Source organism: Streptomyces sp. NPDC044921 (assembly GCF_056432865.1).
This window is the reverse complement of sequence record NZ_JBWKIF010000016.1, coordinates 109,492-131,040: the sequence shown is the minus strand read 5'-3', so window position 1 is coordinate 131,040 and position 21,549 is coordinate 109,492. Positions and strand designations below refer to the sequence as shown.

At 73.3% G+C, this 21,549-nt stretch carries 18 protein-coding genes and 4 pseudogenes; 10 read left to right on the top strand and 12 right to left on the bottom strand.

Annotated features, from left to right (window positions below; translation table 11 throughout):
• Positions 1-11 precede the first annotated feature (11 nt).
• The 3 genes from AC07DA_RS24730 to AC07DA_RS24720 all read left to right on the top strand — a co-directional run bounded on the left by AC07DA_RS24730 (position 12) and on the right by AC07DA_RS24720 (position 3,341).
• A complete protein-coding gene (locus AC07DA_RS24730) occupies positions 12-797 on the top strand; it encodes a DUF1684 domain-containing protein (RefSeq protein WP_479130382.1) in 786 nt (261 codons plus the stop codon).
• Positions 798-1,009: 212 nt separating this feature from the next.
• Positions 1,010-1,912: a S1 family peptidase gene (locus tag AC07DA_RS24725; RefSeq protein WP_479130381.1), complete on the top strand. Its 903-nt coding sequence runs from the start codon at positions 1,010-1,012 to the stop codon at positions 1,910-1,912.
• 346 nt (positions 1,913-2,258) lie between these two features.
• The gene (locus AC07DA_RS24720; RefSeq protein ID WP_479130380.1) at positions 2,259-3,341 is read left to right on the top strand and encodes a S1 family peptidase; all 1,083 of its coding nucleotides are present in this window, start codon (positions 2,259-2,261) and stop codon (positions 3,339-3,341) included.
• 125 nt (positions 3,342-3,466) lie between these two features.
• On the opposite strand, the gene AC07DA_RS24715 is transcribed toward AC07DA_RS24720, so the two are convergent.
• On the bottom strand, positions 3,467-4,468 hold the full coding sequence (locus tag AC07DA_RS24715) for a DUF3533 domain-containing protein (protein WP_479130378.1): 1,002 nt from the start codon (positions 4,466-4,468) through the stop codon (positions 3,467-3,469).
• A gap of 152 nt (positions 4,469-4,620) precedes the next feature.
• On the opposite strand from AC07DA_RS24715, the gene AC07DA_RS24710 reads away from it, so the two are divergent.
• Positions 4,621-8,121 carry a DNA polymerase III subunit alpha gene (locus AC07DA_RS24710; protein ID WP_479130377.1) on the top strand — a complete coding sequence of 1,167 codons (3,501 nt, stop codon included), beginning with the start codon at positions 4,621-4,623 and terminating at the stop codon, positions 8,119-8,121.
• A complete protein-coding gene (locus tag AC07DA_RS24705) occupies positions 8,118-9,101 on the top strand; it encodes a DNA polymerase Y family protein (protein WP_479130376.1) in 984 nt (327 codons plus the stop codon). The genes AC07DA_RS24710 and AC07DA_RS24705 overlap by 4 nt, the downstream gene beginning before the upstream one ends.
• A gap of 18 nt (positions 9,102-9,119) precedes the next feature.
• Here AC07DA_RS24705 and AC07DA_RS24700 read toward each other — a convergent pair.
• Positions 9,120-9,206: pseudogene (locus tag AC07DA_RS24700) on the bottom strand (cupin domain-containing protein); the annotation flags it as partial.
• Between the two features lie 48 nt (positions 9,207-9,254).
• On the opposite strand from AC07DA_RS24700, the pseudogene AC07DA_RS24695 reads away from it, so the two are divergent.
• The 3 genes and pseudogenes from AC07DA_RS24695 to AC07DA_RS24685 form a co-directional block, all read left to right on the top strand.
• Positions 9,255-9,413: pseudogene (locus tag AC07DA_RS24695) on the top strand (Scr1 family TA system antitoxin-like transcriptional regulator); the annotation flags it as partial.
• Positions 9,404-9,775 (top strand): annotated as a pseudogene (locus tag AC07DA_RS24690) (MarR family winged helix-turn-helix transcriptional regulator); the annotation flags it as partial. The pseudogenes AC07DA_RS24695 and AC07DA_RS24690, both read left to right, overlap by 10 nt.
• A gap of 162 nt (positions 9,776-9,937) precedes the next feature.
• Positions 9,938-10,798 carry an esterase/lipase family protein gene (locus tag AC07DA_RS24685; protein ID WP_479130375.1) on the top strand — a complete coding sequence of 287 codons (861 nt, stop codon included), beginning with the start codon at positions 9,938-9,940 and terminating at the stop codon, positions 10,796-10,798.
• A 67-nt stretch (positions 10,799-10,865) separates the two neighbouring features.
• Here the strand turns inward: AC07DA_RS24685 and AC07DA_RS24680 are convergent, their stop codons facing one another.
• Together AC07DA_RS24680 and AC07DA_RS24675 are read right to left on the bottom strand one after the other, a co-directional pair.
• On the bottom strand, positions 10,866-11,903 hold the full coding sequence (locus AC07DA_RS24680) for a lytic polysaccharide monooxygenase auxiliary activity family 9 protein (RefSeq protein ID WP_479130374.1): 1,038 nt from the start codon (positions 11,901-11,903) through the stop codon (positions 10,866-10,868).
• 239 nt (positions 11,904-12,142) lie between these two features.
• Entirely contained in the window at positions 12,143-12,277 is a 135-nt protein-coding gene (locus tag AC07DA_RS24675; protein ID WP_479130373.1) for a hypothetical protein, read from the bottom strand.
• Between the two features lie 161 nt (positions 12,278-12,438).
• Between AC07DA_RS24675 and AC07DA_RS24670 the strand changes: the two are divergent.
• Positions 12,439-12,710: pseudogene (locus AC07DA_RS24670) on the top strand (SAM-dependent methyltransferase); the annotation flags it as partial.
• A 16-nt stretch (positions 12,711-12,726) separates the two neighbouring features.
• Here AC07DA_RS24670 and AC07DA_RS24665 read toward each other — a convergent pair.
• Both AC07DA_RS24665 and AC07DA_RS24660 read right to left on the bottom strand, forming a co-directional pair.
• Positions 12,727-13,227 (bottom strand): ribonuclease FAU-1 family protein, encoded by a 501-nt coding sequence (locus AC07DA_RS24665; RefSeq protein ID WP_479130372.1) that lies wholly within the window; start codon positions 13,225-13,227, stop codon positions 12,727-12,729.
• Positions 13,208-14,134, bottom strand: a complete 927-nt coding sequence (locus AC07DA_RS24660; protein WP_479130371.1) for an N-acetyltransferase family protein — start codon at positions 14,132-14,134, stop codon at positions 13,208-13,210. The genes AC07DA_RS24665 and AC07DA_RS24660 overlap by 20 nt, the downstream gene beginning before the upstream one ends.
• 72 nt (positions 14,135-14,206) lie before the next feature.
• Here AC07DA_RS24660 and AC07DA_RS24655 point away from each other — a divergent pair, with 72 nt between their 5' ends.
• Positions 14,207-14,575 carry a GntR family transcriptional regulator gene (locus tag AC07DA_RS24655; protein WP_479130370.1) on the top strand — a complete coding sequence of 123 codons (369 nt, stop codon included), beginning with the start codon at positions 14,207-14,209 and terminating at the stop codon, positions 14,573-14,575.
• A gap of 596 nt (positions 14,576-15,171) precedes the next feature.
• Here AC07DA_RS24655 and AC07DA_RS24650 read toward each other — a convergent pair.
• The 6 genes from AC07DA_RS24650 to AC07DA_RS24625 form a co-directional block, all read right to left on the bottom strand.
• Positions 15,172-15,942, bottom strand: a complete 771-nt coding sequence (locus tag AC07DA_RS24650; RefSeq protein WP_479130369.1) for a DUF72 domain-containing protein — start codon at positions 15,940-15,942, stop codon at positions 15,172-15,174.
• A gap of 33 nt (positions 15,943-15,975) precedes the next feature.
• On the bottom strand, positions 15,976-17,070 hold the full coding sequence (locus AC07DA_RS24645; protein WP_479130368.1) for a DUF5925 domain-containing protein: 1,095 nt from the start codon (positions 17,068-17,070) through the stop codon (positions 15,976-15,978).
• A gap of 75 nt (positions 17,071-17,145) precedes the next feature.
• Positions 17,146-17,919, bottom strand: a complete 774-nt coding sequence (locus AC07DA_RS24640; protein WP_479130421.1) for a polysaccharide deacetylase family protein — start codon at positions 17,917-17,919, stop codon at positions 17,146-17,148.
• A 22-nt stretch (positions 17,920-17,941) separates the two neighbouring features.
• Entirely contained in the window at positions 17,942-18,943 is a 1,002-nt protein-coding gene (locus AC07DA_RS24635) for a glycosyltransferase family 2 protein (RefSeq protein ID WP_479130367.1), read from the bottom strand.
• A complete protein-coding gene (locus AC07DA_RS24630; protein WP_479130366.1) occupies positions 18,940-19,761 on the bottom strand; it encodes a glycosyltransferase family 2 protein in 822 nt (273 codons plus the stop codon). The genes AC07DA_RS24635 and AC07DA_RS24630 overlap by 4 nt, the downstream gene beginning before the upstream one ends.
• A 475-nt stretch (positions 19,762-20,236) precedes the next feature.
• The gene (locus tag AC07DA_RS24625) at positions 20,237-21,442 is read right to left on the bottom strand and encodes a S8 family peptidase (protein ID WP_479130365.1); all 1,206 of its coding nucleotides are present in this window, start codon (positions 21,440-21,442) and stop codon (positions 20,237-20,239) included.
• Between the last annotated feature and the right edge of the window lie 107 nt (positions 21,443-21,549).

Sequence of the window (21,549 nt, the reverse complement as noted above, 5' to 3'; positions counted from 1 at the left end):
GGGTCGCCCGTATGACGACGGACGCATCCGAGGACTGGCGGCGGTGGCACGAGCGGCGCGTCGCGACGGTGTCGGCGCCCCACGGGCCGCTCGCCCTCGTCGGGACCCACTGGATCCCCGACTATCCGGACGGTCGACTTCCGGACATCACGGGGGGCTGGCGGGCCGACGCCGACGGGGTCGTGCTGAGCGCCGCCGAAACGGACGGGCTCACGGTGGACGAACGGCCGTTCGGCGGCGAAGTGCGGCTCTCGGCGGACCCGGGACCGGCCGGCCGGGCGCGCGTGGCGTACGGCGAGCGGCGACTGGTTGTGCTGGTGCGCGAGGGGGTGTGGGGCGTGCGGGACTACGACCCGGAGTCCCCCGCGCGCCGGGCGTTCCGCGGGTTGCGCGTCACCCCGTACGACCCCCGCTGGGCGGTGCCGGGGCGCTTCACGCCCTACGGCACCGGCGGCCGTACCGTTCGGGTGCCGAACGCCGACGGGCGGGAGCGGGGACTCGGGCTCGGCGGGGAGCTGGCCTTCGAGCTGGACGGCCGGGAGCTGACCCTTCGGGTGACGGTCCGGCAGGACGGGTCGCTGTGGGCCGTGTTCGCCGACGCCACCAGCGGAAACGGCAGTTATCGCTTCCGGTTCCTCGAGCCCGGCGCACCGGACGCCGAGGGCCGCACGACGGTCGATTTCAATCGGGCGCTGTTGCCGCCGTGCGCCTTCGCCGACCACTTCGTCTGCCCCTTCCCGCCGCCGGGGAACACCCTGGATGTCGCAATTGCCGCGGGGGAGCGCACACTCGGGTGACGGGTGGGTTCCGAGGGGCTGAACACAAAGATCGTTCAAAGGTTGACGGCCGAAAGGCACCCTTGCGCCGACCGGCCGTTCGGCCGAATACTCCCCCTCAGCGCTTGTCAGGGACACGGCCTGTTCGGAATCCGGACAGCCGGTCCCGGACTGCGCCTCACGGGCCCACAACCCCACGAGGGCCCCCGACTTCCTTTGTGGAGGAACGAAAAGTGAGGATCAAGCGCACCACCCCCCGCGGCATGTCGAGACGGACCCGGCTGATCGCCGTTTCCACCGGCCTCGTCGCCGCTGCCGCGATCGCGATCCCCAGCGCGAACGCGTCCGACACCCCCAGCACCTTCAGCGCCGCCGAGCTCAAGAGCGCCAGCGGCTCCATACTGAAGGCCGACATCCCGGGCACCGCCTGGGCCGTCGACAGCAAGACCAACCGCGTGCTCGTCACGGTCGACAGCACGGTCAGCCAGGCCGAGATCGCGAAGATCAAGCAGCAGGCCGGCGCCAACGCCGACGCGCTGACGATCAAGCGCACGCCCGGCAAGTTCAACAAGCTGATCCAGGGCGGCGACGCCATCTACGCGAGCAGCTGGCGCTGCTCCCTGGGCTTCAACGTCCAGAACAGCAGCGGTCAGCAGTTCTTCCTGACCGCCGGCCACTGCACGGACGGCGCGGGTACCTGGTACTCCAACTCCGGCCGCACCACGGTCATCGGTTCGACGACCGGCTCCAGCTTCCCGGGCAACGACTACGGCATCGTCCGCTACAGCGGATCCGTCAGCCGGCCCGGCACCGCCAACGGCGTGGACATCACGCGCGCGGCCACGCCGAGTGTGGGCACCACCGTCATCCGCGACGGCTCCACGACCGGTACGCACAGCGGCCGGGTCACCGCCCTCAACGCCACCGTCAACTACGGCGGCGGCGACATCGTCTCCGGCCTGATCCAGACCACGGTCTGCGCCGAGCCCGGTGACTCCGGCGGCCCGCTCTACGGCAGCAACGGCACCGCGTACGGTCTGACCTCCGGCGGCAGCGGCAACTGCTCCTCCGGCGGTACGACGTTCTTCCAGCCGGTCACCGAGGCCCTGAGCGCCTACGGCGTCAGCGTCTACTAGGCCGGTTCGGCTCGCAGTTCGCGGCATCCTGGGCCCCCGTGCGCTTCGGCGCGCGGGGCCTTTTCCGTGGTGAGGCAGGGCGAGAACAAGCCATGTGAAGACCTCGCAGAGTGCGCACATATTACTCACGCGTAATGTTTGCAGTGGGGACGGGAGTTGATTGGGTCCGATTTGACCATGGACGGTCAAGGTGAGGGGGCGTGCGGAGCGCCGTCTACGCGCGTCTCGAACTCACCCTTGTGTGCTCCCCGTTGTCCTCGGAATAGTGGGCGCTCGTCAACGAAGCCTTCCGGTCCGGCGAGGTCCCCACAACCTCCCTGGCCGACCCCCCACAGGAGGACAGAAGTTGAAGCACCGACGCATACCCAGGCGGCGTGCAGCCGTGGCCGGTGCGGGCATCACCGCACTCGTGGCCGCGGGGGTGACGTTCCAGACCGCGAACGCCAGTGAGACCCCCGAGGCGTCCGCACCCCGTACCCTGTCCGTCACGGCGGCCGGAAAGCTCGCCTCGACGCTGGCGGAGGACCTGGGTGCCGACTCGGCCGGGACGTACTACGACGCCAAGAGCCGGACGCTCGTGGTGAACGTGGTCGACGAGGCCGCCGCGCGGGCCGTCGAGAAGGCCGGCGCCAAGGCGAGAGTCGTGGCGCACTCCCTCGCCGAGCTCAAGAGCGCCCGCAGCACGCTGAAGCGGGACGCGACGATCCCGGGCACCTCCTGGGTGACCGACCCGACGGCGAACAAGGTCGTGGTGACCGCCGACCGCACGGTCTCCGAGGCCGAGTGGGCGACGCTGACGAAGGTCGTCGACGGGCTCGGGGCGAGGGCCGAACTGAAGCGGACACAGGGGGAGTACAAGCCCTTCATCGCCGGTGGCGACGCGATCACCGGGGGCAGCGGCCGGTGCTCGCTGGGCTTCAACGTGGTCAAGGGCGGCGAGCCGTTCTTCCTGACCGCCGGGCACTGCACCGAGGGCATCTCCACGTGGTCCGACTCCAGCGGCAGGCGAATCGGGACCAACGCGGACTCCAGCTTCCCGGGCGACGACTACGGTCTGGTCAAGTACACCGCGGAGGTGGCTCACCCGAGCGAGGTGAACCTGTACGACGGGTCCACCCGGAAGATCTCCGGTGCCGCGGAGGCGACCGTCGGCATGCAGGTCACGCGGAGCGGGTCGACCACGCAGGTGCACGACGGGAAGGTCACGGGGCTGGACGCCACCGTGAACTACGGCAACGGCGACATCGTGAACGGGCTGATCCAGACCGACGTGTGCGCGGAGCCGGGGGACAGCGGCGGGTCGCTGTTCTCGGGCGACAAGGCGATCGGGCTCACGTCCGGTGGCAGTGGTGACTGCACCTCGGGCGGGGAGACGTTCTTCCAGCCGGTGACCGAGGCGCTGACCGCCACGGGGACGCAGATCGGCTGATCGATCGGCCGGTGAGCCCCGCCCCTCGGTTTCCGGGGGGCGGGGCTTTCGTGCGTGGGTGCGACTGTGCGGTGCGCGGCTCACGCCGGGTGTGGGCACGACGGCGAGTGCGGGAGCGTCGTGGCTCACGTTCTGCGGCGCGTCGCCGCCGCCATCGTGACGGCCGTGCCGACGGCTGCCCAGGCCGCCAGGACCAGGAGCGGGCCGGTCATCGCGTTGCTGTCGAAGTAGGCGATCGAGCGGGCCGACCACGTGCCCGCGCCCGGGGGGAGGGCCGGGCCGATCGCCTGCCAGAAGGGCGGGAGCAGGGGTGGGGGCAGGGCGCCGCCCGCGCTCGGGTTGCCGAGGATGACCACCAGCAGGATCACCAGGCCGATGCCGATCGTGCCGAAGAGGCCCTGCAGCGCGAGGGTGGCCGCTCCCACGGCGAAGATGACCAGCGCGCCCAGGCCCCACAGGGCGGCCGTGCCGCCGGGGAGGGCGTCGAGGACCGGACCGGCGATGAGGGCTCCGCCGAGACCGCCGACGATCGCGATCAGGGCCGTCACCCCCAGGCGGATGGCGGCGCGGGTGGGGTTGGCGGGTTTGGCTCCGGCGCTGATGGCCAGGGCGGCGGCGCCCAGGTAGCCGCCCACGCACCAGCCGATCACCAGGTAGAAGGACGACAGGCCGTTGGGGTCGTGGGGCGCGGACGGGGCGATGTCGGTCGTGCGCAGAGTGCGCCGCTCGGACTTCTCCAGGTTCGTGACGAGGCTGGTCAGGGTGGTGGCGAGGACCCGGCCGCCGCCGGAGGCGACCAGGAGCGTGTCGGTGGTGCCGGACGGGTCGACGATCAACGCGGCGTCGATGTCGCGGTTGCGGATCTGGTGCCGGGCCGTTGCCTCGTCCGGCAGGGTGCGGGCGTCCAGGGGGGTGCCCGGGAGCCGTTCCAGGCGGGTCGTCGTCTGTTCGGCCGCGGCCCGGGGCGCCACCACGCCGAAGGGCACGTCCCGGGGCTTCGGGTCGTGCAGCGCTCCCACGTACGAGGCGATGAAGAGCAGCTGGAGCGCGACCACACCGAGGATGAGCAGGGTGGCCCGGGGGGTGACGGCGTCGGTCACCTCGGCGCGGAACGAACGGTGCGGCATGCCTCCACGGTCCGGTGCCGCCGGGTGTTTCCGCAGGTGGGGCGGGGCCGAACGGATGTCGCACATACATTCGAGGATGGGGGTATGGTGGGGGTGAGGCAGTAGGGAACAGATGTTCGAGAGCGAGTTGCTCACGAGTGCGGGAGGTGCGTGTGCCGGGGTTCACGCATCTGCACACCGTCTCCGGCTTCTCGTTGCGCCACGGCGCCTCGCACCCGGAGCGGCTGGCCGAACGTGCCTCCGAGCGGGGCATGGACGCCCTCGCCCTCACCGACCGCGACACGGTCGCCGGCGCGGTCCGGTTCGCCAAGGCCTGCGCCCGGCACGGGGTCCGTCCGCTGTTCGGGGCGGAGCTGGCGGTCGGCCCCGAGGCCGGGGCCGGGAAGCGGGAACGGCGCCGGACGCCGGTGCGCGGAGGTGCCTTCGTCGACGAGTCGGCCCCCCGCGCGGTCTTCCTCGCCCGGGACGGCGCCCGGGGGTGGGCCGAGCTGTGCCGGCTCGTCTCGGCGGCGCACGAGGGGGAGGGGGCGACGCCCCTGCTGCCCTGGGAGCGCAACCGCGCCGAAGGGCTGACCGTGCTGCTCGGCCCCGACTCCGACGTCGGGCGCGCCCTGGCCGCGGGGCGTCCCGACCGGGCGGCCCGGCTGCTGGCGCCCTGGCGGGAGGTCTACGGCGACGACCTGCGGCTGGAGGCCGTCTGGCACGGCCGCAAAGGGACGGGGGCGGGATCGCTGCGGCTGGCCGCCCGTACCGTCGGCTTCGCCGCCGAGCAGGGCGTCCGGCCGGTGCTCGCCAACGCGGTGCGGTACGCCGACCCGGGACTGGGGCCGGTCGCCGACGTCCTGGACGCCGCCCGGCGCCTGGTGCCCGTCGACCCCACCAGGGAGCTGGACTCCGGTGAGGCCTGGCTCAAGGACCCGGGGGCCATGGCGCACGCGGCCGAGCGGATCGTGGAGGCCGCCGGGTTCCGGCGGGAGCTCGCGCACCGGCTGCTGGAGCAGACCGCGGCCACCGCCGCCGCGTGCCGGGTCGACCCGGAGGACGACCTCGGGATCGGCACCGTCCGCTTCCCCGAGCCGCACCTGGTCGGCGCCGGGCGCCGCACCGCCCAGCGGGCCCTGGCCTCACGGGCGGCGGCGGGGATGGTGCTGCGCGGGTACGACCGGCGGCGGGAGTACTGGGAGCGGATGCACCACGAGCTGGACATCATCGCCCACCACGGGTTCGCCTCCTACTTCCTCACCGTCGCCCAGGTGGTCGACGACGTCCGGGACATGGGCATCCGGGTGGCCGCCCGGGGGTCCGGGGCCGGATCGCTCGTCAATCACCTGCTCGGCATCGCGCACGCCGACCCGATCGAGCACCGGCTGCTGATGGAGCGGTTCCTGTCGAAGGAGCGGGTCGTGCTGCCCGACATCGACATCGACGTGGAGTCCGCGCGCCGGCTGGAGGTGTACCGCAAGATCATCGACCGGTTCGGCGCCGAGCGGGTCGCGACCGTCGCGATGCCGGAGACGTACCGCGTGCGGCACGCGATCCGGGACGTGGGGGCCGCCCTGTCCATGGACCCGGCCGAGATCGACCGGGTCGCCAAGTCCTTTCCGCACATCCGGGCGCGGGACGCCCGGGCCGCGCTGGAGGAGCTGCCCGAGCTGCGCGCGCTGGCGGGGGAGAAGGAGAGGTACGGCAGGCTGTGGGAGCTGGTCGAGGCGCTGGACGCCCTGCCGCGCGGGGTCGCCATGCACCCGTGCGGGGTGCTGCTGTCCGACGCCTCCCTGCTCGCGCGCACGCCGGTCGTGCCGACCAGCGGTGAGGGCCTGCCGATGTCGCAGTTCGACAAGGACGACGTCGAGGACCTCGGGCTGCTCAAGCTGGACGTGCTGGGCGTGCGGATGCAGTCGGCCATGGCGCACGCGGTGGGGGAGGTGGAGCGGGCCACGGGGGAGCGGGTCGAGCTGGACGCCCTGCCTCCGGGGGATCCGGAGACGTACCGGCTGATCCGGTCCACCGAGACGCTCGGCTGCTTCCAGATCGAGTCGCCCGGGCAGCGGGACCTGGTGGGGCGGCTGCAGCCGGCCACCTTCCACGACCTCGTCGTCGACATCTCGCTGTTCCGTCCCGGGCCGGTCGCCGCCGACATGGTGCGGCCGTTCATCGAGGCCCGGCACGGACGGGCGCCCGTCCGCTACCCGCACCCGGATCTGGAGGGGCCGCTGAAGGAGACGTACGGGGTCGTCGTCTTCCACGAGCAGATCATCGACATCGTCGACATCATGACCGGCTGCGGGCGCGGTGAGGCCGACCGGGTGCGGCGCGGGCTGTCCGACCCGGAGTCGCAGGGGCGCATCAAGGTGTGGTTCGCCCAGCACGCGGCGGTGAACGGCTATGACGCGGAAACGATTCAGCGGACCTGGGAGATCGTCGAGGCCTTCGGCAGCTACGGCTTCTGCAAGGCGCACGCGGTCGCCTTCGCCGTACCGACCTACCAGTCGGCGTGGCTGAAGGCGCATCACCCGGCCGCGTTCTACGCGGGCCTGCTCACGCACGACCCCGGCATGTACCCGAAGCGGCTGCTGCTGGCGGACGCGCGGCGGCGCGGGGTGCCCGTGCTGCCGCTGGACGTGAACATGTCGGGCGTCGCACACCGCATCGAACTGGTGTCCGGTAAATGGGGTCTGCGGCTGGCGCTCTCCGATGTGCACGGCATCAGCGAGGCCGAGGCGGCGCGGATCGCCGAGGGGCAGCCGTACGCCTCGCTGGTCGACTTCTGGGAGCGGGCCCGGCCCAGCCGTCCGCTGGCCCAACGGCTCGCGCAGGTGGGCGCGCTGGACGCGTTCGGCGCCAACCGCCGGGACCTGCAACTGCACCTGACCGAGCTGCACCGGGGCGCGCGGGGTGCGGGCGGCGGCCAGCTGCCGCTGGCCGGCGGGCGGAAGACGGCCCCGGCCGGGCTGCCCGACCTCACCTCCTCGGAGCGGCTCAGCGCCGAACTGGGCGTGCTGTCCATGGACGCCTCGCGCCATCTGATGGACGACCACCGGCAGTTCCTCGACGAGCTGGGCGTGGTGCCGGCACGCCGGCTGCGCGAGGCCCGGCACGGGGAGACGGTGCTGGTCGCGGGCGCCAAGGCGGCCACCCAGACGCCGCCGATCCGGTCCGGCAGGCGGGTCATCTTCTCCACCCTGGACGACGGCACGGGCCTGGTCGACCTCGCCTTCTTCGACGACTCCCACGACGCCTGCGCCCACACCGTCTTCCACTCCTGGCTGCTGCTGGTGCGCGGGGTGGTGCAACGGCGCGGCCCGCGCAGCTTCAGCGTGGTCGGCTCCGCCGTCTGGAACCTCGCCGACCTGCTCGACGTGCGCCGGGAGGAAGGTCTTGAAGGGGTCGCGGCCCGGCTGGCCGGGGGCGGGGACGCCGGCGGTGGCGACGGTTCCGGTGACGGCGGTGAGGGGGCCGCGCGCCGGCGGCTCGCCGGGTCGGAGGGCGCGCCCGCGCCGGCGGGTTCCGCGGCCCGGGACCCGATGGAACAGCGGAAGATCCGCATGGCCACGGGGTACGAGATGCACCCCTGGGCCGATCTGCGCCCCGCGGGTGAAGGGCCCGCGGCGGGAAGGAAGTTGTGGCACCAGAGTCCGGGGAGTGCGGGATGACCATCCTCTGCGTACGTTTCCAGCTGCCTCCGACGCGCGAGGCCGACCTGCCCCAGCTGATCGGGATGCTGGAGGAGTTCACCCCCGTCGTCCAGGCCCTGCCGCCGGACGGGGCGCTGGCCGACCTGCGCGGTGCCGAGCGGTACTTCGGGCGGGACGCCGTCGAACTGGCCTCGGTCATCCGGGTGCGCGCCCTCGCCCTGTACGGCGTCGACTGCGTGATCGGCGCGGGGCCCGGGCCGATGCTGGCCAAGGTGGCGCTGCGCTACGCCGTGCCCGGGGTGACGTGCGCGGTGCCCGAGGAGCCCGCCGCCATCGCGGCGTTCCTCGCGGACAAGCCCGTCGCCGCGCTGCCCGGCGTGGGTGCCGCGACCGCCCGCACCCTGGCCGAGTACGGCCTCGACACCCTCGGCCTGGTCGCCGCCGCACCGCTGTCCACGCTCCAGCGGCTGGTCGGCGCGAAGGCGGGCCGCGAACTGCGCGAGAAGGCGGGCGGCCTCGACCGCGGCCGGGTCGTGCCGAACGCCGTCTCCCGGTCCCTCGCCACGGAACGCCCCTTCGGACGCGACGAACTGGACCCGGACCGGCACCGCCGGGCACTGCTGTCGGCCGCCGAGGAGATCGGCGCCCGGCTGCGCGCCCTGGAGAAGGTCTGCCGCACGCTCACCCTGACCATGCGCTACGCCGACCGCAGCGCCACCACCCGCAGCCGCACCCTGACCGAGCCGACCGCGCACTCCCCGGCGCTGACCAGGGCCGCGTACGGCATGTACGAGGCGCTCGGGCTGCAGCGCGCCCGGGTCCGGGCGATCGCCCTGCGCGCCGAGGGGCTCGCCCCCGCCGACCAGGCCGCCCACCAGCTGACCTTCGACCCCGTGGACGAGAAGGTCCGCCGCATCGAGGAGGTCGCGGACCGCGCGCGGGCGAAGTTCGGGCCGCGGGCGGTGATGCCCGGGGGGTTGGGGGGCCTGGCGGCGTAGATCCCTCCAGCTGAGGGGTCAGCTGGCCCACGGTGGCGTGATGCGAGTACCGTCGGCCAGCCGTGCCTCCAGGCCGATCGAGGTGGTGACCCAGGAGTACGCGGTCACTCTGCTCGCCGTCACCGGCGGGCTCACGCATCGCATCCACGAGGGGCGTTGTCCGAGGCAGCGCAGCCACCGTATTCACCGGACGAGGTGGACCGCATGGTGGCTGCCCGGATGGCCCGGCAGTCGGTCTTCGAACGGGATCCGGCCCCGCCGGCGCGTTACGTCCTGGAGGAGGCGGTTCTGCGTCGGCGGGCCGGGGCGTCGTCGCCCGCGGCTTCGAGGGGCTGCGGCCCGCGCACGGCTTCGCCTTCGCCCGGCTCGCCCCGGACGGCGCGACCGTCACCGACCTGGCCGCCCACCTCGGGGTGACCAAGCAGGCGGCCAGCCAACTCGTCGACGAGATGGTCCGCAAGGGGTACGCCGAGCGCCGGCCGCACCCCGAGGACGCCCGGGCCCGGCTGGTCGTACTGACCGGGCGCGGGTGGGAGTGCACACGCGCGGCGGAGGAGGCGGCCGCCGAGGCCGTCCGCGCGTGGGGCGCTGCGCTGGGGGAGCCCGAACTGCGCGGGTTGCGCGAGCAGTTGCTGCGGATCGCGCCCCGCGGGCCCCTGCGCCCCGCCTGGTGACGGAGTGGCGGTCGGCACCGGTCGGCGCCGCGAGTTTTTACTGACGCGTAACTTCCCAGTCCGACTACTCGCCCGTAACTTGACGAGTGAACAGCATCCCGTGATCCGGATCACAGGGCGTCGTGCCGTCGCACCTCCCTTGAGCCGCAAGGAGATCACCCGATGCTGCCCTGGAAACGTGTGCTCAGACCCCTGGCCGCGCTGCTGCTGACCGCCGCGGCCGTCACCGTCCCCGCCACCACCGCCCGGGCCTCCGGCGCCCCGGGCTCCGGCTGGAACGACTACTCCTGCAAGCCCTCCGCCACCCACCCCCGCCCCGTCGTCCTGGTCCACGGCACCCTCGGGAACTCCGTCGACAACTGGCTGGGCCTCGCCCCCTACCTCACGGTCCGCGGCTACTGCGTCTTCTCCCTCGACTACGGACAGTTGGAGGGTGTCCCCTTCTTCCACGGCCTCGGGCCCGTCGAGAAGTCCGCCGCGCAGCTCAGGGACTACGTCGACCGCGTGCTCGCCGCGACCGGCGCCGCCGAGGCCGACCTCGTCGGTCACTCGCAGGGCGGCATGATGCCCCGCTGGTACCTGCGCTTCCTCGGCGGAGCCGCCAAGGTGAACGCCCTCGTCGGCATCGCGCCCAGCAACCACGGCACCGACCTCAACGGCCTCACCCGCTTGCTGCCCTACTTCCCCGGAGCCGCCGGCCTGCTCTCGAAGAACACGCCCGCCCTCGCCGACCAGGTCACCGGCTCCGACTTCCTCGAGAAGCTCAACGCCGGCGGCGACACCGTCCCCGGCGTGCGCTACACGGTCATCGCCACCCGGTACGACGAGGTCGTCACCCCGTGGCGCAGCCAGTACCTGAGCGGGCCGGACGTGCGCAACGTCCTGCTCCAGGACCTGTGCCCCCTGGACCTGTCCGAGCACGTGGCCGCCGGACTGTTCGACCGGATCGCCTTCCACGAGGTGGCCAACGCCCTCGACCCGGGCCGCGCCACACCCACCACCTGTGCTTCCGCGTTCAGCTGACACGTGTCAGGGAAACGTTTCGGGGCCTGTCCGGCCTGAGCCGCCGGACAGGCCCCGAGTCCCGGGGTCAGAGGCCGTGCCGCCCGCCGCTCACCGTCCGGCGCCGGGCCGACAGGAACAGGGCGGAAGCACCCAGTGCCAGGGCCGCCGCGCCGCCGATCGCTACGTACGGGGTGCTGTCGTCACCGCCGGTCTCGGCGAGGCTGGTGGCGGCACCGGCGGCCTTCGGCTCGTTGGGGGCGGGAGCGGCCGCCTCCGGCTCGTCCGCGGTGGTGTCCTTCGCGGCAGCGGCGGGCTCGGCCGAGGTGCTGGGGTCGTCGTCGCCGTGCCCGCCGTGCTCGATCGTCGACTTGTCGTTGCCCTGCTCGATCTGCTCCTCGGTGGGAGCGGAGGCGGACGGAGCCGGCGCGGCACCGCCGCCGGACGGCTCGCCCTCGCCCGCCGAGTCGCCGCCCCCGGCCACCGCACCGCCGCCGAAGCTGACGTCCGAGCAGGAGTAGAACGCCTCCGGGCTGTCCGAACGCTGCCAGACCGCGTACAGCACGTGCTTGCCGGACCGCTCGGGCAGACTGCCGGAGAAGGTGTAGAAGCCGCCCTTGGCCGCCGGGTCGGTGGAGGTCGCCACGGGGTTTTGCAGGTCCAGGTCGCCCCAGGCGAGCGGCTTGGCCGGGTCGTGGCCGGGCTTGGTGATGTACACCTTGAAGGTGCCCTTGTGCGGGGCCGTCACGCGGTACTTGAAGGTGTGCGCGCCGCTCTTCACGGCGGTCGAGGGCCAGTCGGCGCGGGCCAGGTCGAGTCCCTTGAACTGCTCGTTGTTCGCGCTGCACAGCTTGCCGTCCGGTATGAGCTGCTGGTGGCGTCCGCCCGCGTCACCGATGCGGATGCCGTTCCAGTCGTAGAGGGCCTGGGTGCCGCCTGCCGCCACCGCCGCCTTGCACGCGGCCGACTTCGGGCTCTCGGGGCCCTCGGCGTAGCACTGCGAGACCCGGCTGACCGGGTCGCCCATCGAGCCGTGCGCGGCCGCCGGCGGGGCGGTCAGCGCGGTGAGGGCGAGCGGGAGGGCGCCGAGGGCGGCGACACTGGCGACCGTGCGGCGTGCGGGCATGCGGGAACTCCTCGAAACGGTGCGTGGATCAGGGCCGGTCCCGAACGGGCCGAATCCCGTGGGGTGATCCGAAGCTAGCCCCCGGCAGGCGGGAAATCGCCTGCTGAGGGCGGGGGGAGGAGATCCTTATGGTCGCGTTAAGGAAGTGCTCAGCCTGACATCAGGTAGATACCGTCGTGGCCGGGCGATCCGGTGCTCGGCCTCGTGGCCGCCGGGCGTTCGAGGACCATCTCTGCCGCTCAGCTGTCCGGCCACCAGGTGCGGGCGATGTCCTTGCGGACCTCGGGGCGTCCGGCGGGGCGCTCGTCGGCCTCCTCGCGGATCCGGCGGACATCCGTCTTCTTCAGGGGCTTGTGCACGGTGACTCGGCGCATGGCTGCCTCCTTCAGGGGCTACCGGGTTCCGCGTTATCACGGAGGTAGACCTTTCGGGGGAGAGTTCCTCATCGCTCCCGGTCTGTCTGTGGCCGCAGTCACGAATCGGGTGGCAGTGGCGGGTGTCACTCTTGCGCCCATGACGAACGACAGGGACGGCGGCCGGCCGTGACGCGGTGTTCCTCGTCGGTGACGCGGCGGAACCGCCCGATCCGCGCCCTGCGCCACTGGTACGGGCTGCTGCGGCCGGGCGGCCGGGCGGGCGGTGCTGGTCGAGGGCGTGTGGGGGAGTGTCGACCCGGTGGGCATACCGGCCGAGCGGCTCACCGGCCTCCTCGCCCCGATCGCCGGCCGGGTGAGCGTGGAGCGGCTGCCGGGCGACGCGCGGTCGTGGGGCGGGGAGGTGACGGACGAGCGGTACGCGGTGGTCGCGCCGGTGCGAGGTGCCTTCAGGTCAGCAGCGCCGTGAAGTCGCCGCCGCGGGCCAGGGACTCCAGTTCGTCCAGCGCGGCCAGAGCGGCCCGCGCCGCCTCGGGGTCCGTCCCGGCCAGGCCGCTCGCCGCGAACTCGTCCTCGTCCAGACGCCGTACGTCCGTGCCGTCCGCGGAGCGCCACAGGTCCAGATCGAGGTCCTCCACGACCAGCTCGGCACCGGACCGGACGGCCGGGCGCGTGACGTCGCAGTACCAGCCCTTCAGCGCGCCCGCGGCGGAGCGGACCTCCTTGACCGCGTACCAGCGGTCGCGCCAGTAGTACTCGGTGAAGACGTCCCCGGGTTCGAAGCGGACGAACCCGAAGTCACGGATCCCGGAGCCGGCCCACGGGGCGCGGACGGCGAGCCGGTTGCCGTCGTCCGCCAGGAGCTCGCCGGTGTAACGGATCTTCGTGCGGCCCGCCTTCACGAGCACGACGTCCAGCCGCGCGGGGCGGTCAGCCGAGTGCGCGGACATAGCGCACCTCCGTCGCGCCGATCTCGTAGCCGAACCACTTGTTGATGGCGATCATCGGTTCGTTGCCGGTGTCGTTTCCGGTGAACGCCTCCGTGTAGCCGGCGGCGCGCGCCCGGTGCAGGGAGTCGTTCTTGGCGAGCTTCGCCAGGCCCCGGCCGCGGAACTCCCGCGCCGTGCCGGTCATGGCGGTGCCGTAGCGGGTGCCGTCGGTGTGCGCCACGCTGAAGGCGGCCGGACGGCCGTCGACGACGGCGACCGTGGTGAGACCGCGATCGAGGAGCGGATGCCGCCAGGTCTCCTCGAGCCATGCCTCGTAGTCCGTGAACTCCACGTCTATGTCGCCGGGTTCGTCCGTCACCACCTCCGCGTCCAGCTCGAACAGCGGGCGCGGGTCGTCCGCGTAGTCGGCGGCGGTGCGCAGCTCCACGCCGGCCGGCGGGTCCTGGCGGGGCGGCAGCGTGCCGGCGGTCAGGTCGAGGCGCAGGAAGTAGGCGGACCGGCTGGCCCGGAACCCGTTCCGCTCGGCGAAGGCGCGGTTCTCCGGCTCGTCCAGCACCCAGGCGAACAGCTTCGTGACACCCAGCGCCGCGAGGCGCTCCTCGGCGGTGCGCAGCAGGAGCGAACCGGCGCCGCGGCGCCTGCGGTCGGGACGCACGTAGATGTTCGCGGAGCCCTGGCCGGGCTCCGGGCTGTCATGGGCGACACTGACCTGGGCCGTGCCGATGATCTGCCCGTCCTCCTCGGCGACGAGCTGGGTGAAGTGGGCGTCCGGATGGGCATGGGTCAGGGTGTGCACCACGGACTCGGGCGTGGAGAGCATGTAGGGGAGGGCGAGGCGGCGGGTGGTGGAGAACCCCTCGGCGTCGGCTCGGACATCGGGTCGCAGGTCGCGCACGATCACGGTCATGGAGGCGCACGCTACGTGGGGCCCGCCCCGGGGTGCCTCTCATTTTCCGTCCCGTGCGGGACAATCGGCCCTGTGACCTTGAAGATCGACATCGATGACAGCGCCCCGCCGTACGAGCAGGTGCGGGCGCGGATCTCCGAGCAGGCCCGGTCGGGTGAACTGCCGGTGGGCTACCGGCTGCCGACCGTGCGGGGACTGGCCGAGTCGCTGGGCCTGGCGGCGAACACGGTCGCCAAGGCGTACCGCGCGCTGGAGGCGGACGGGGTGATCGAGACGCGGGGCCGCAACGGCACGTTCGTGGCCGCCGCCGGCGCGGCGGCGGACCGGGAACTGGCGGCCGCCGCCCAGGCGTACGTGGAGCGGGCCCGGCGGCTGGGACAAGGGGAGGACGCGGCGCTCGCCGCAGTACGAGACGCCCTGCGGGCGGCCCACGGCGGATAGCGCGACGCGCGCCGGGGCGTCCGGGGGACGGAGTGATGCGAGGGGGGCGTCCTGGAACAGTGCGGCGCGCGGGCAGCGCCCCGGAAACAGCGTGACGTGCGGGGCGGCGCCCGGGACCGTGGACGCGCGGGCCGTCCGGGGGACGGAGTGATGCGCGGGGCCGTCCGGTGGACAGCGTGGCGCGCGGGGCCGCGTCTGGGGAGAGCGCAGCGCGCGGGGCTGCGTCCGGGGGAACAGTGGATGCGCGGGCCGTCCGGGGGACGGAGTAACACTCGCGGGGTGGCGTCTGGGGAGCAGTGCGAGCGGTGCGCGGCGTCCGGGGAAGAGTGCGGCGCGCTGGGCGGCGTCCGGGGGACGGAGTAACACTCGCGGGGTGGCGTCTGGGGAGCAGTGCGAGCGGTGCGCGGCGTCCGGGGAAGAGTGCGGCGCGCTGGGTGGCGTCCGGGGGACGGAGTGACACTCGCGGGGTGGCGTCTGGGGAGCAGTGCGAGCGGTGCGCGGCGTCCCGGGAGCAGTGGGGCGCGCTGGGCAGCGCATGGAGGATGGGGTGGCGCCCCTGGGGAGCGCGCGGGAGCGACGGGTGCTGCCGCGCTCCCTCACGCGTGGGCCAGGTGCTCCGGTGTCCGGGTGATCTCCAGGCCCGCGGACCTCCCCGCCCGCGCGAACGCCATCGCGTCCACCACCGCCGCGCCGCCCGGGTCGTTGTTGAAGTACGCGTAGACGTCCTCGCCGCCCGGCCAGGTCGTCGCGATGCGGTCGAGCCAGGTGGCGAGGGAGCGGCGGCCGTAGCGGGGCCACGGCCGGGCGCGGCCCTGGTGGAAGCGGACGTAGCCCCAGTCGGCCGTGCGCCACAGCGGCGTCGCGGGTCGGGCCAGGACGTCGGCCCAGCACAGGGCGGCGCGCCGGGACTCCAGGACCGCGCGGACCTCCGGCGTCCACCAGGAGTCGTGACGGGGCTCGACCGCGACCCGGGCCGAGGGCGGGAAGCAGGCCAGACAGGCGTCGAGCAGACCCGGGTCGGCGCGCAGGTTGGGCGGGAGCTGCAGGAGCACCGGGCCCAGGCGGTCGCCGAGGCCCGCCGCGTGGGTCATCAGCCGGTGCACCGGCTCCTCGGGCTCCTTCAGCCGCTTGATGTGGGTCAGGTAGCGGCTCGCCTTGACCGCCACGACGAAGTCCGGCGGCACCCGGCCCCGCCAGTCCTCGAAGGTCTCCCGGGCCGGCAGCCGGTAGAAGGCGTTGTTGATCTCGACGGTGGCGAAGTGCCCCGCGTACTCCTCCAGCCAGAGCCGCACCGGCAGCCCGGCCGGGTACAGGACGTCCCGCCAGTCCTTGTACTGCCATCCGGACGTGCCGACGAACAGGGTCATGGATCCATCAAAACACCGGCGGACGCCGACCTCCTACAGATACAGGCCCGCGTCGGTGCCCCCGCGCGGCTCGGGCAGCGACGTCGGGGACGTGCCCCGGCGCAGCGCGTACAGCTCCGCCAGCGTCGCGCCCTCGCGGCCCACGCCGTCCTCGCGGCCCAGCCAGCCCACCGCCTCCGCGCGGGTCAGCGGACCCACCTCGATCCGGGCCAGGCAGCGGCCCGGTCGGACGACCGCGGGGTGCAGGCGCTCCAGGTCCTCGTTGGTGGTCACGCCGACCAGGACGTTGCGGCCCTGGCCGAGCAGACCGTCGGTCAGGTTCAGCAGCCGCGACAGGGCCTGGCCCGCCGTGTGCTTGGCCTCCCCGCGGATCAGCTCGTCGCAGTCCTCCAGGAGCAGCAGCCGCCAGCGGCCCTTGCCCGTCGCGTCCTCCTCGCCGATGGCGATGTCCATGAGGTAGCCGACGTCGGAGAAGAGCCGCTCGGGGTCCAGGACGCAGTCCACCTGGCACCAGTCGCGCCAGGACCGGGCGAGCGTGCGCAGTGCCGACGTCTTGCCCGTCCCGGGCGGGCCGTGCAGCAGGAGCAGCCGGCCCGCGATGTCCTCGGGCGTCGTCTTCATCAGCCGGTCCATCGCGTCCGCCACCGGCGCGGTGTAGTTGGGCCGGACCTCCTCCCAGGTGCCCGCCGCGATCTGGCGGGTCGTGCGGTGCGGGCCGCGGCGGGGCGAGACGTACCAGAAGCCCATCGTGACGTTCTCCGGCTGCGGTTCGGGCTCGTCCGCCGCGCCGTCCGTGGCCTGGCCCAGGACCTTCTCGGCCAGCTCCGCGCTGGTGGCCGTCACCGTGACGTCGGCGCCCCGGTTCCAGCGGGACACCAGCAGCGTCCAGCCGTCGCCCTCCGCCAGCGTCGCGCTGCGGTCGTCGTCCCGGGCGACGCGCAGCAGCCGGGCACCGGACGGCATCAGCGTCGCCCCGGAGCGGACCCGGTCGATGTTCGCCGCGTGGGAGTACGGCTGCTCGCCCGTCGCGAAGCGGCCGAGGAACAGCGCGTCGACGACATCGGACGGGGAGTCGGAGTCGTCGACGTTGAGCCGGATCGGCAGCGCCTCGTGCGGGTTGTCAGACATGCCGACATGATCCGGCACGGGAGCGCCGCGTGCACCCGGTTTCCCGGTGCACGCGGCATGTCGTCCGCGCGCGGGTCAGCCGCCGGAGCGGGCGAGCAGCCGGCGCGCCTGCCGGGTCCTGCGGACCAGCGCGTACCCCTTGGTCAGGGCCCGGTCCCGGGCGAAGGCCCGGCCGATCGCGCGGCCCTCCACCACCCGCTCGAACTCCTCGACGCCGGTGCTGCGCCGCACCGTCACGCGCCGCAGGGCGTACGGCCCCTGCGCCCGGCGCGCGAGGCCGTTGCCGACGGCGAGGGCCTGGGCGTACCCCGTCTCGCGCACCGCCTGCCGGACCCGGCGGCTGGAGTAGCCGTAGGGGTAGGCGAACGAGGCCGGGACCGTGCCCAGTTGGTCCGAGACGATCTCCTTGCAGTGGATCAGCTCGAACCGCAGGGTCGCTTCGGAGACCTGGTCGAGCTGCGGGTGGCTGTGGCTGTGCCCGCCGATCTCCACGCCCGCGGCGGCGAGGTCGCGGACCTGGTCCCAGTCGAGCATGGTGTCCAGGCCGCCCCCGGTGTCGTACGGCCCCTTGAGCCACCCGGTCGAGACGAACAGGGTGGCCGGGAAACCGTGCTTGGCGAGGGCGGGCAGGGCGTAGCGGTGCACGCCCTCGTAGCCGTCGTCGAAGGTGATGAGGACCGGCCGGCCGGGCAGCGGACGCCCGGAGCGCCAGCGGGCCGCGAGGTCGGCCGTGGTGAGCGGGGTCAGGCCCCGGTCCGCCAGCACCGCCATCTGCTCGGCGAAGGCCTGCGGGGTCACGGACAGGGCGCGGGTCGCCTCGTTCGGGTCGGTGGCGACCGCGTGGTACATCAGGATCGGTACGCGGGTGTCGTCACTCACGGGCCGTCACCTCCGCCCCGGGTCCCCGGGGCGGCACCTGGAACGTGGTGCCGCCGCGGCGGGCCCGGACGCTGCCGACGACGTATCCGCCCGCCGCCGTCAGCACCCCGGCCACGATCGCGCCCGCCCGCCCCGCGCCCCCGGGCCGGGCCAGCAGGGCGTCCCGCAGCCCCCGGGCCACCCCGGCCGGGAGCACGCGGGTGGCGTACCGGCGTTCGGACTCCAGGCCCTTGTCCGCGCCGACGCTGCGCGCCACCAGGGCCTTGGACAGGCCCTCGGCGTAGGTGCGCGAGCGGAAGTAGCGGAAGTGCTCGCGGACCTCGGGCACCCGGTGGTGGATGACGGCCCGGTCGTCGATCAGCAGCACCGCGTCGGGCCGGGCGCGGCTGAGGCGGATGCACAGCTCCGTCTCCTCGCAGCCCAGCGGGCGTCTGTCGCCGTCCCTGCCGATGCCGGTGGCGAAGCCGCCCGCCGCGTCGAAGGCGCTGCGCCGGAACGAGGCGTTGCCGCCCAGCACGTTGCGCACCCGGACCCGTCCGCGCGGCAGGCCCCGGTAGGTGCAGCCCACCACCCAGTCGAACTCCTCCGGGAACCAGGCGGGGCGCCGCCCCGACGCCCACACCGGCACCGTGCGCCCGCCGACCGCCAGCACGCGCGGGTCCCCGTACGCCTCGGCGAGATGCCGCAGCCAGTCGCGCTCGGCCACGGCGTCGTCGTCGAGGAACGCCACGATCTCGCCGCGCGCGGCGGCGATGCCCGTGTTGCGGCCGGCGGACAGGCCGCGGGGGCCCGCGTTGGCGAGCACCCGCACCTCGTCGGCTTCCTTGTACTCCTTGCCGAGACGGTCCAGCAGGGCCTGGTTGTGGTCGACGACCAGCAGCGTCTCCAGGGCCGGCCGGGACTGCGCCCGCACCGAGGAGACCGCGGCGAGGATGTCCTGCCAGCGGTCCTCGGTGTAGGCGCAGATCACGACGGAGACGTCGGGACCGCTCAACGCGCCTCTCCCCGCACGGCGTCGAGCATCGGCGACGGGGAGGAACGGCGGCGCAGCGCACGGCGGTTGGAGCGCTCGTGCAGGATCACCCGCAGCACGCGCAGCCCGTCCCGCACGGCCCGCAGGTTGCTGGTGCCGTGGATGCGCAGGTACTCGTGGCTCGGGATCTCCTGCACCTTGAGCCCGGCCTTGACGACCCGGATGTTCATCAGGGTCTCGACCTCGAAGCCGGTGCAGTCCAGGTCGATCTTGTCGAGGCAGTGCCGCCAGAAGGCGTTGTAGCCGTAGCACAGGTCGGTGTAGCGGGCGCCGAACTTGCGGTTGACGACCGCGCACAGCGCCCAGTTGCCCATCTTGCGGATGAAGGTCATGTCGTCGGTGCCGCCGCCGTTGGCGAAGCGGGAGCCCTTGGCGAAGTCGGCGCCCGAGACCAGGGCGGAGACGTAGGACAGGATCTCGCCGCCGTCGGCCGAGCCGTCGGCGTCGACCATCACGATGATGTCGCCGGTGCAGGCCTGGAAGCCGGTGATCAGCGCGTCGCCCTTGCCCTTGCCGCGCTGCTCGACCACCTTGACCCCGGGCCACAGCCCGCGGGCCACCTCGACGGTGTCGTCGGTGGAGTTGCCGTCGACCAGGACCACCTCGTGGATCCAGTCGGGCAGGGTCTTGAAGACGTACGGAAGGTTCTCCGCCTCGTTCATGGCCGGGATGACCACGCTCACCGGCGGGGCTATCGCCAGGTGCGAGGAGACGGGCCGGTACTTGGCTGCGGTCGGCGGATGCTCCTCCGTCACGGCCGGCTGCAGGACTGAGCTCATGAGTCTGGTCCCTCTCGTCCGGTGGACCGCCCCCCCAGGGCAGTCCGGATCCAGTCCGGTTCGAAAGGGGGGTTCTCTCACCCGGGGCACGCCGAGATGGAGCTCCGGCACGCCGGGTGAGCTGGCAAAGCTGGCCGGCCCCCGGAAAACGGCAGCCGACCGCGCGGCACGGCCCGGAGACAGTTGCGGTCACCGGGCACGGCACCCCCCTACCGCGCCCCGCGCCGGTACGTCGCGGTCCTTGAGCCCTCCCCTAGAGCCGCGTACTGACGGACCGATGCGGGTGAGATGTATGACGGTATTGACGATTGAACCCGTATGGCAAGACCTGGAACGGCCTCTCACGTTTTTGTTGTTTTGTTCGTTGCGGCAGGTGTTTCGGGTGACGCAAGTTGACCGGTTCTCGTCCCATAAAAGGCGGTTCCCCGGCAGGCGCGTCACGCCTGCCGGGGAACGGTCGTTCAGCTGTTCGTGCTCACGGTACGAGCTGCAGCAGCCGGTTCGGGGAGCCGGAACCCGCGCTCGTGACCTTTCCGGTGACGGCGCCGGCCACCAGGGCCGAGGCGACCTGGGCCGGGGTGGAGGCGGTGTGGCCTGCCAGGTAGACCGCCGCCGCCCCCGCGACGTGCGGGGCCGCCATCGAGGTGCCGGAGATGGTGTTGGTGGCGGTGTCGCTGGTGTGCCAGCCGGCCGTGATGGAGGAGCCGGGCGCGAAGACGTCCAGGGCCGAGCCGTAGTTGGAGTAGCTCGCCTTGGCGTCGGTGCTGGTGGTGGCCCCCACCGTGATCGCCTCGGCGACCCGGGCCGGGGAGGACGAGGACGCGGTGGTGCTGCTGTTGCCCGCGGCGACGGCGTAGGTGACGCCGCTGGCTATGGAGTTGCGGACGGCCGTGTCGAGGGCGGTGGAGGCGCCGCCGCCGAGCGACATGTTGGCGACCGAGGGGCCGGAGTGGTTGCGCGTCACCCAGTCGACGCCCGCGATCACGCCGGCCGTGGTGCCGGAGCCGCTGTTGTTCAGCACGCGCACGCCCACGATCCTCGCCTTCTTGGCGACGCCGTAGGTCGAGCCCGCGATCGTGGTGGCCACGTGGGTGCCGTGGCCGTTGCCGTCGGAGGCGTTGGTGTCGCCGTCGACGGCGTCGTAGCCGTGGGCCGCACGGCCGCTGATCTGCTGGTGGGTGATGCGCACACCGGTGTCGATCACGTAGACCGTCACGCCGCTGCCCGCGCTGTCCGGGTAGGTGTACGTGCCGGAGAGCGGGAGCGAGGCCTGGTCGATGCGGTCCAGGCCCCAGGGGGCGTTGGTCTGGGTGGCGGCGAGCGTGACGCGCTGGTTCTGCTCGACGGAGGCCACCGCCGGGTCGGCGGCCAGCCGCCGGGCCTCGGTGGCGGAGAGCTCGGCGGAGTAGCCGTTCAGCGCCGCGCCGAACGTCTTCTCGACCGTGCCGCCGTACTCCTTGACCAGGCCCTTGCCGGCGGCCGAGGACGCCTTCAGGCCCGCGCTCTTGCTGAGCGTGACGATGTAGCTGTCCTTGATCGCGGCCGGGGAGTCCGCGGCGAGCACCCGGCCCTCGGCGGGGGAGGCCTGGGCGGGGAGGGCCGTGAGGCCTCCGACGAGGGCGGCGGCCGCCGCCAGGGTGGTCGCGGCGGATCCGAGTCTCTTGCTGCGCAGTTGTGCCATTACGAGGGAGTCCTCCTCTAGGCGGCGCGTGCCTGGGTGGGGCGCGCGTCATGTGGGGGATGTGCGCGTGCTCGCACACACGGCCGAGGAGCGTCGCGTTCCGCTCC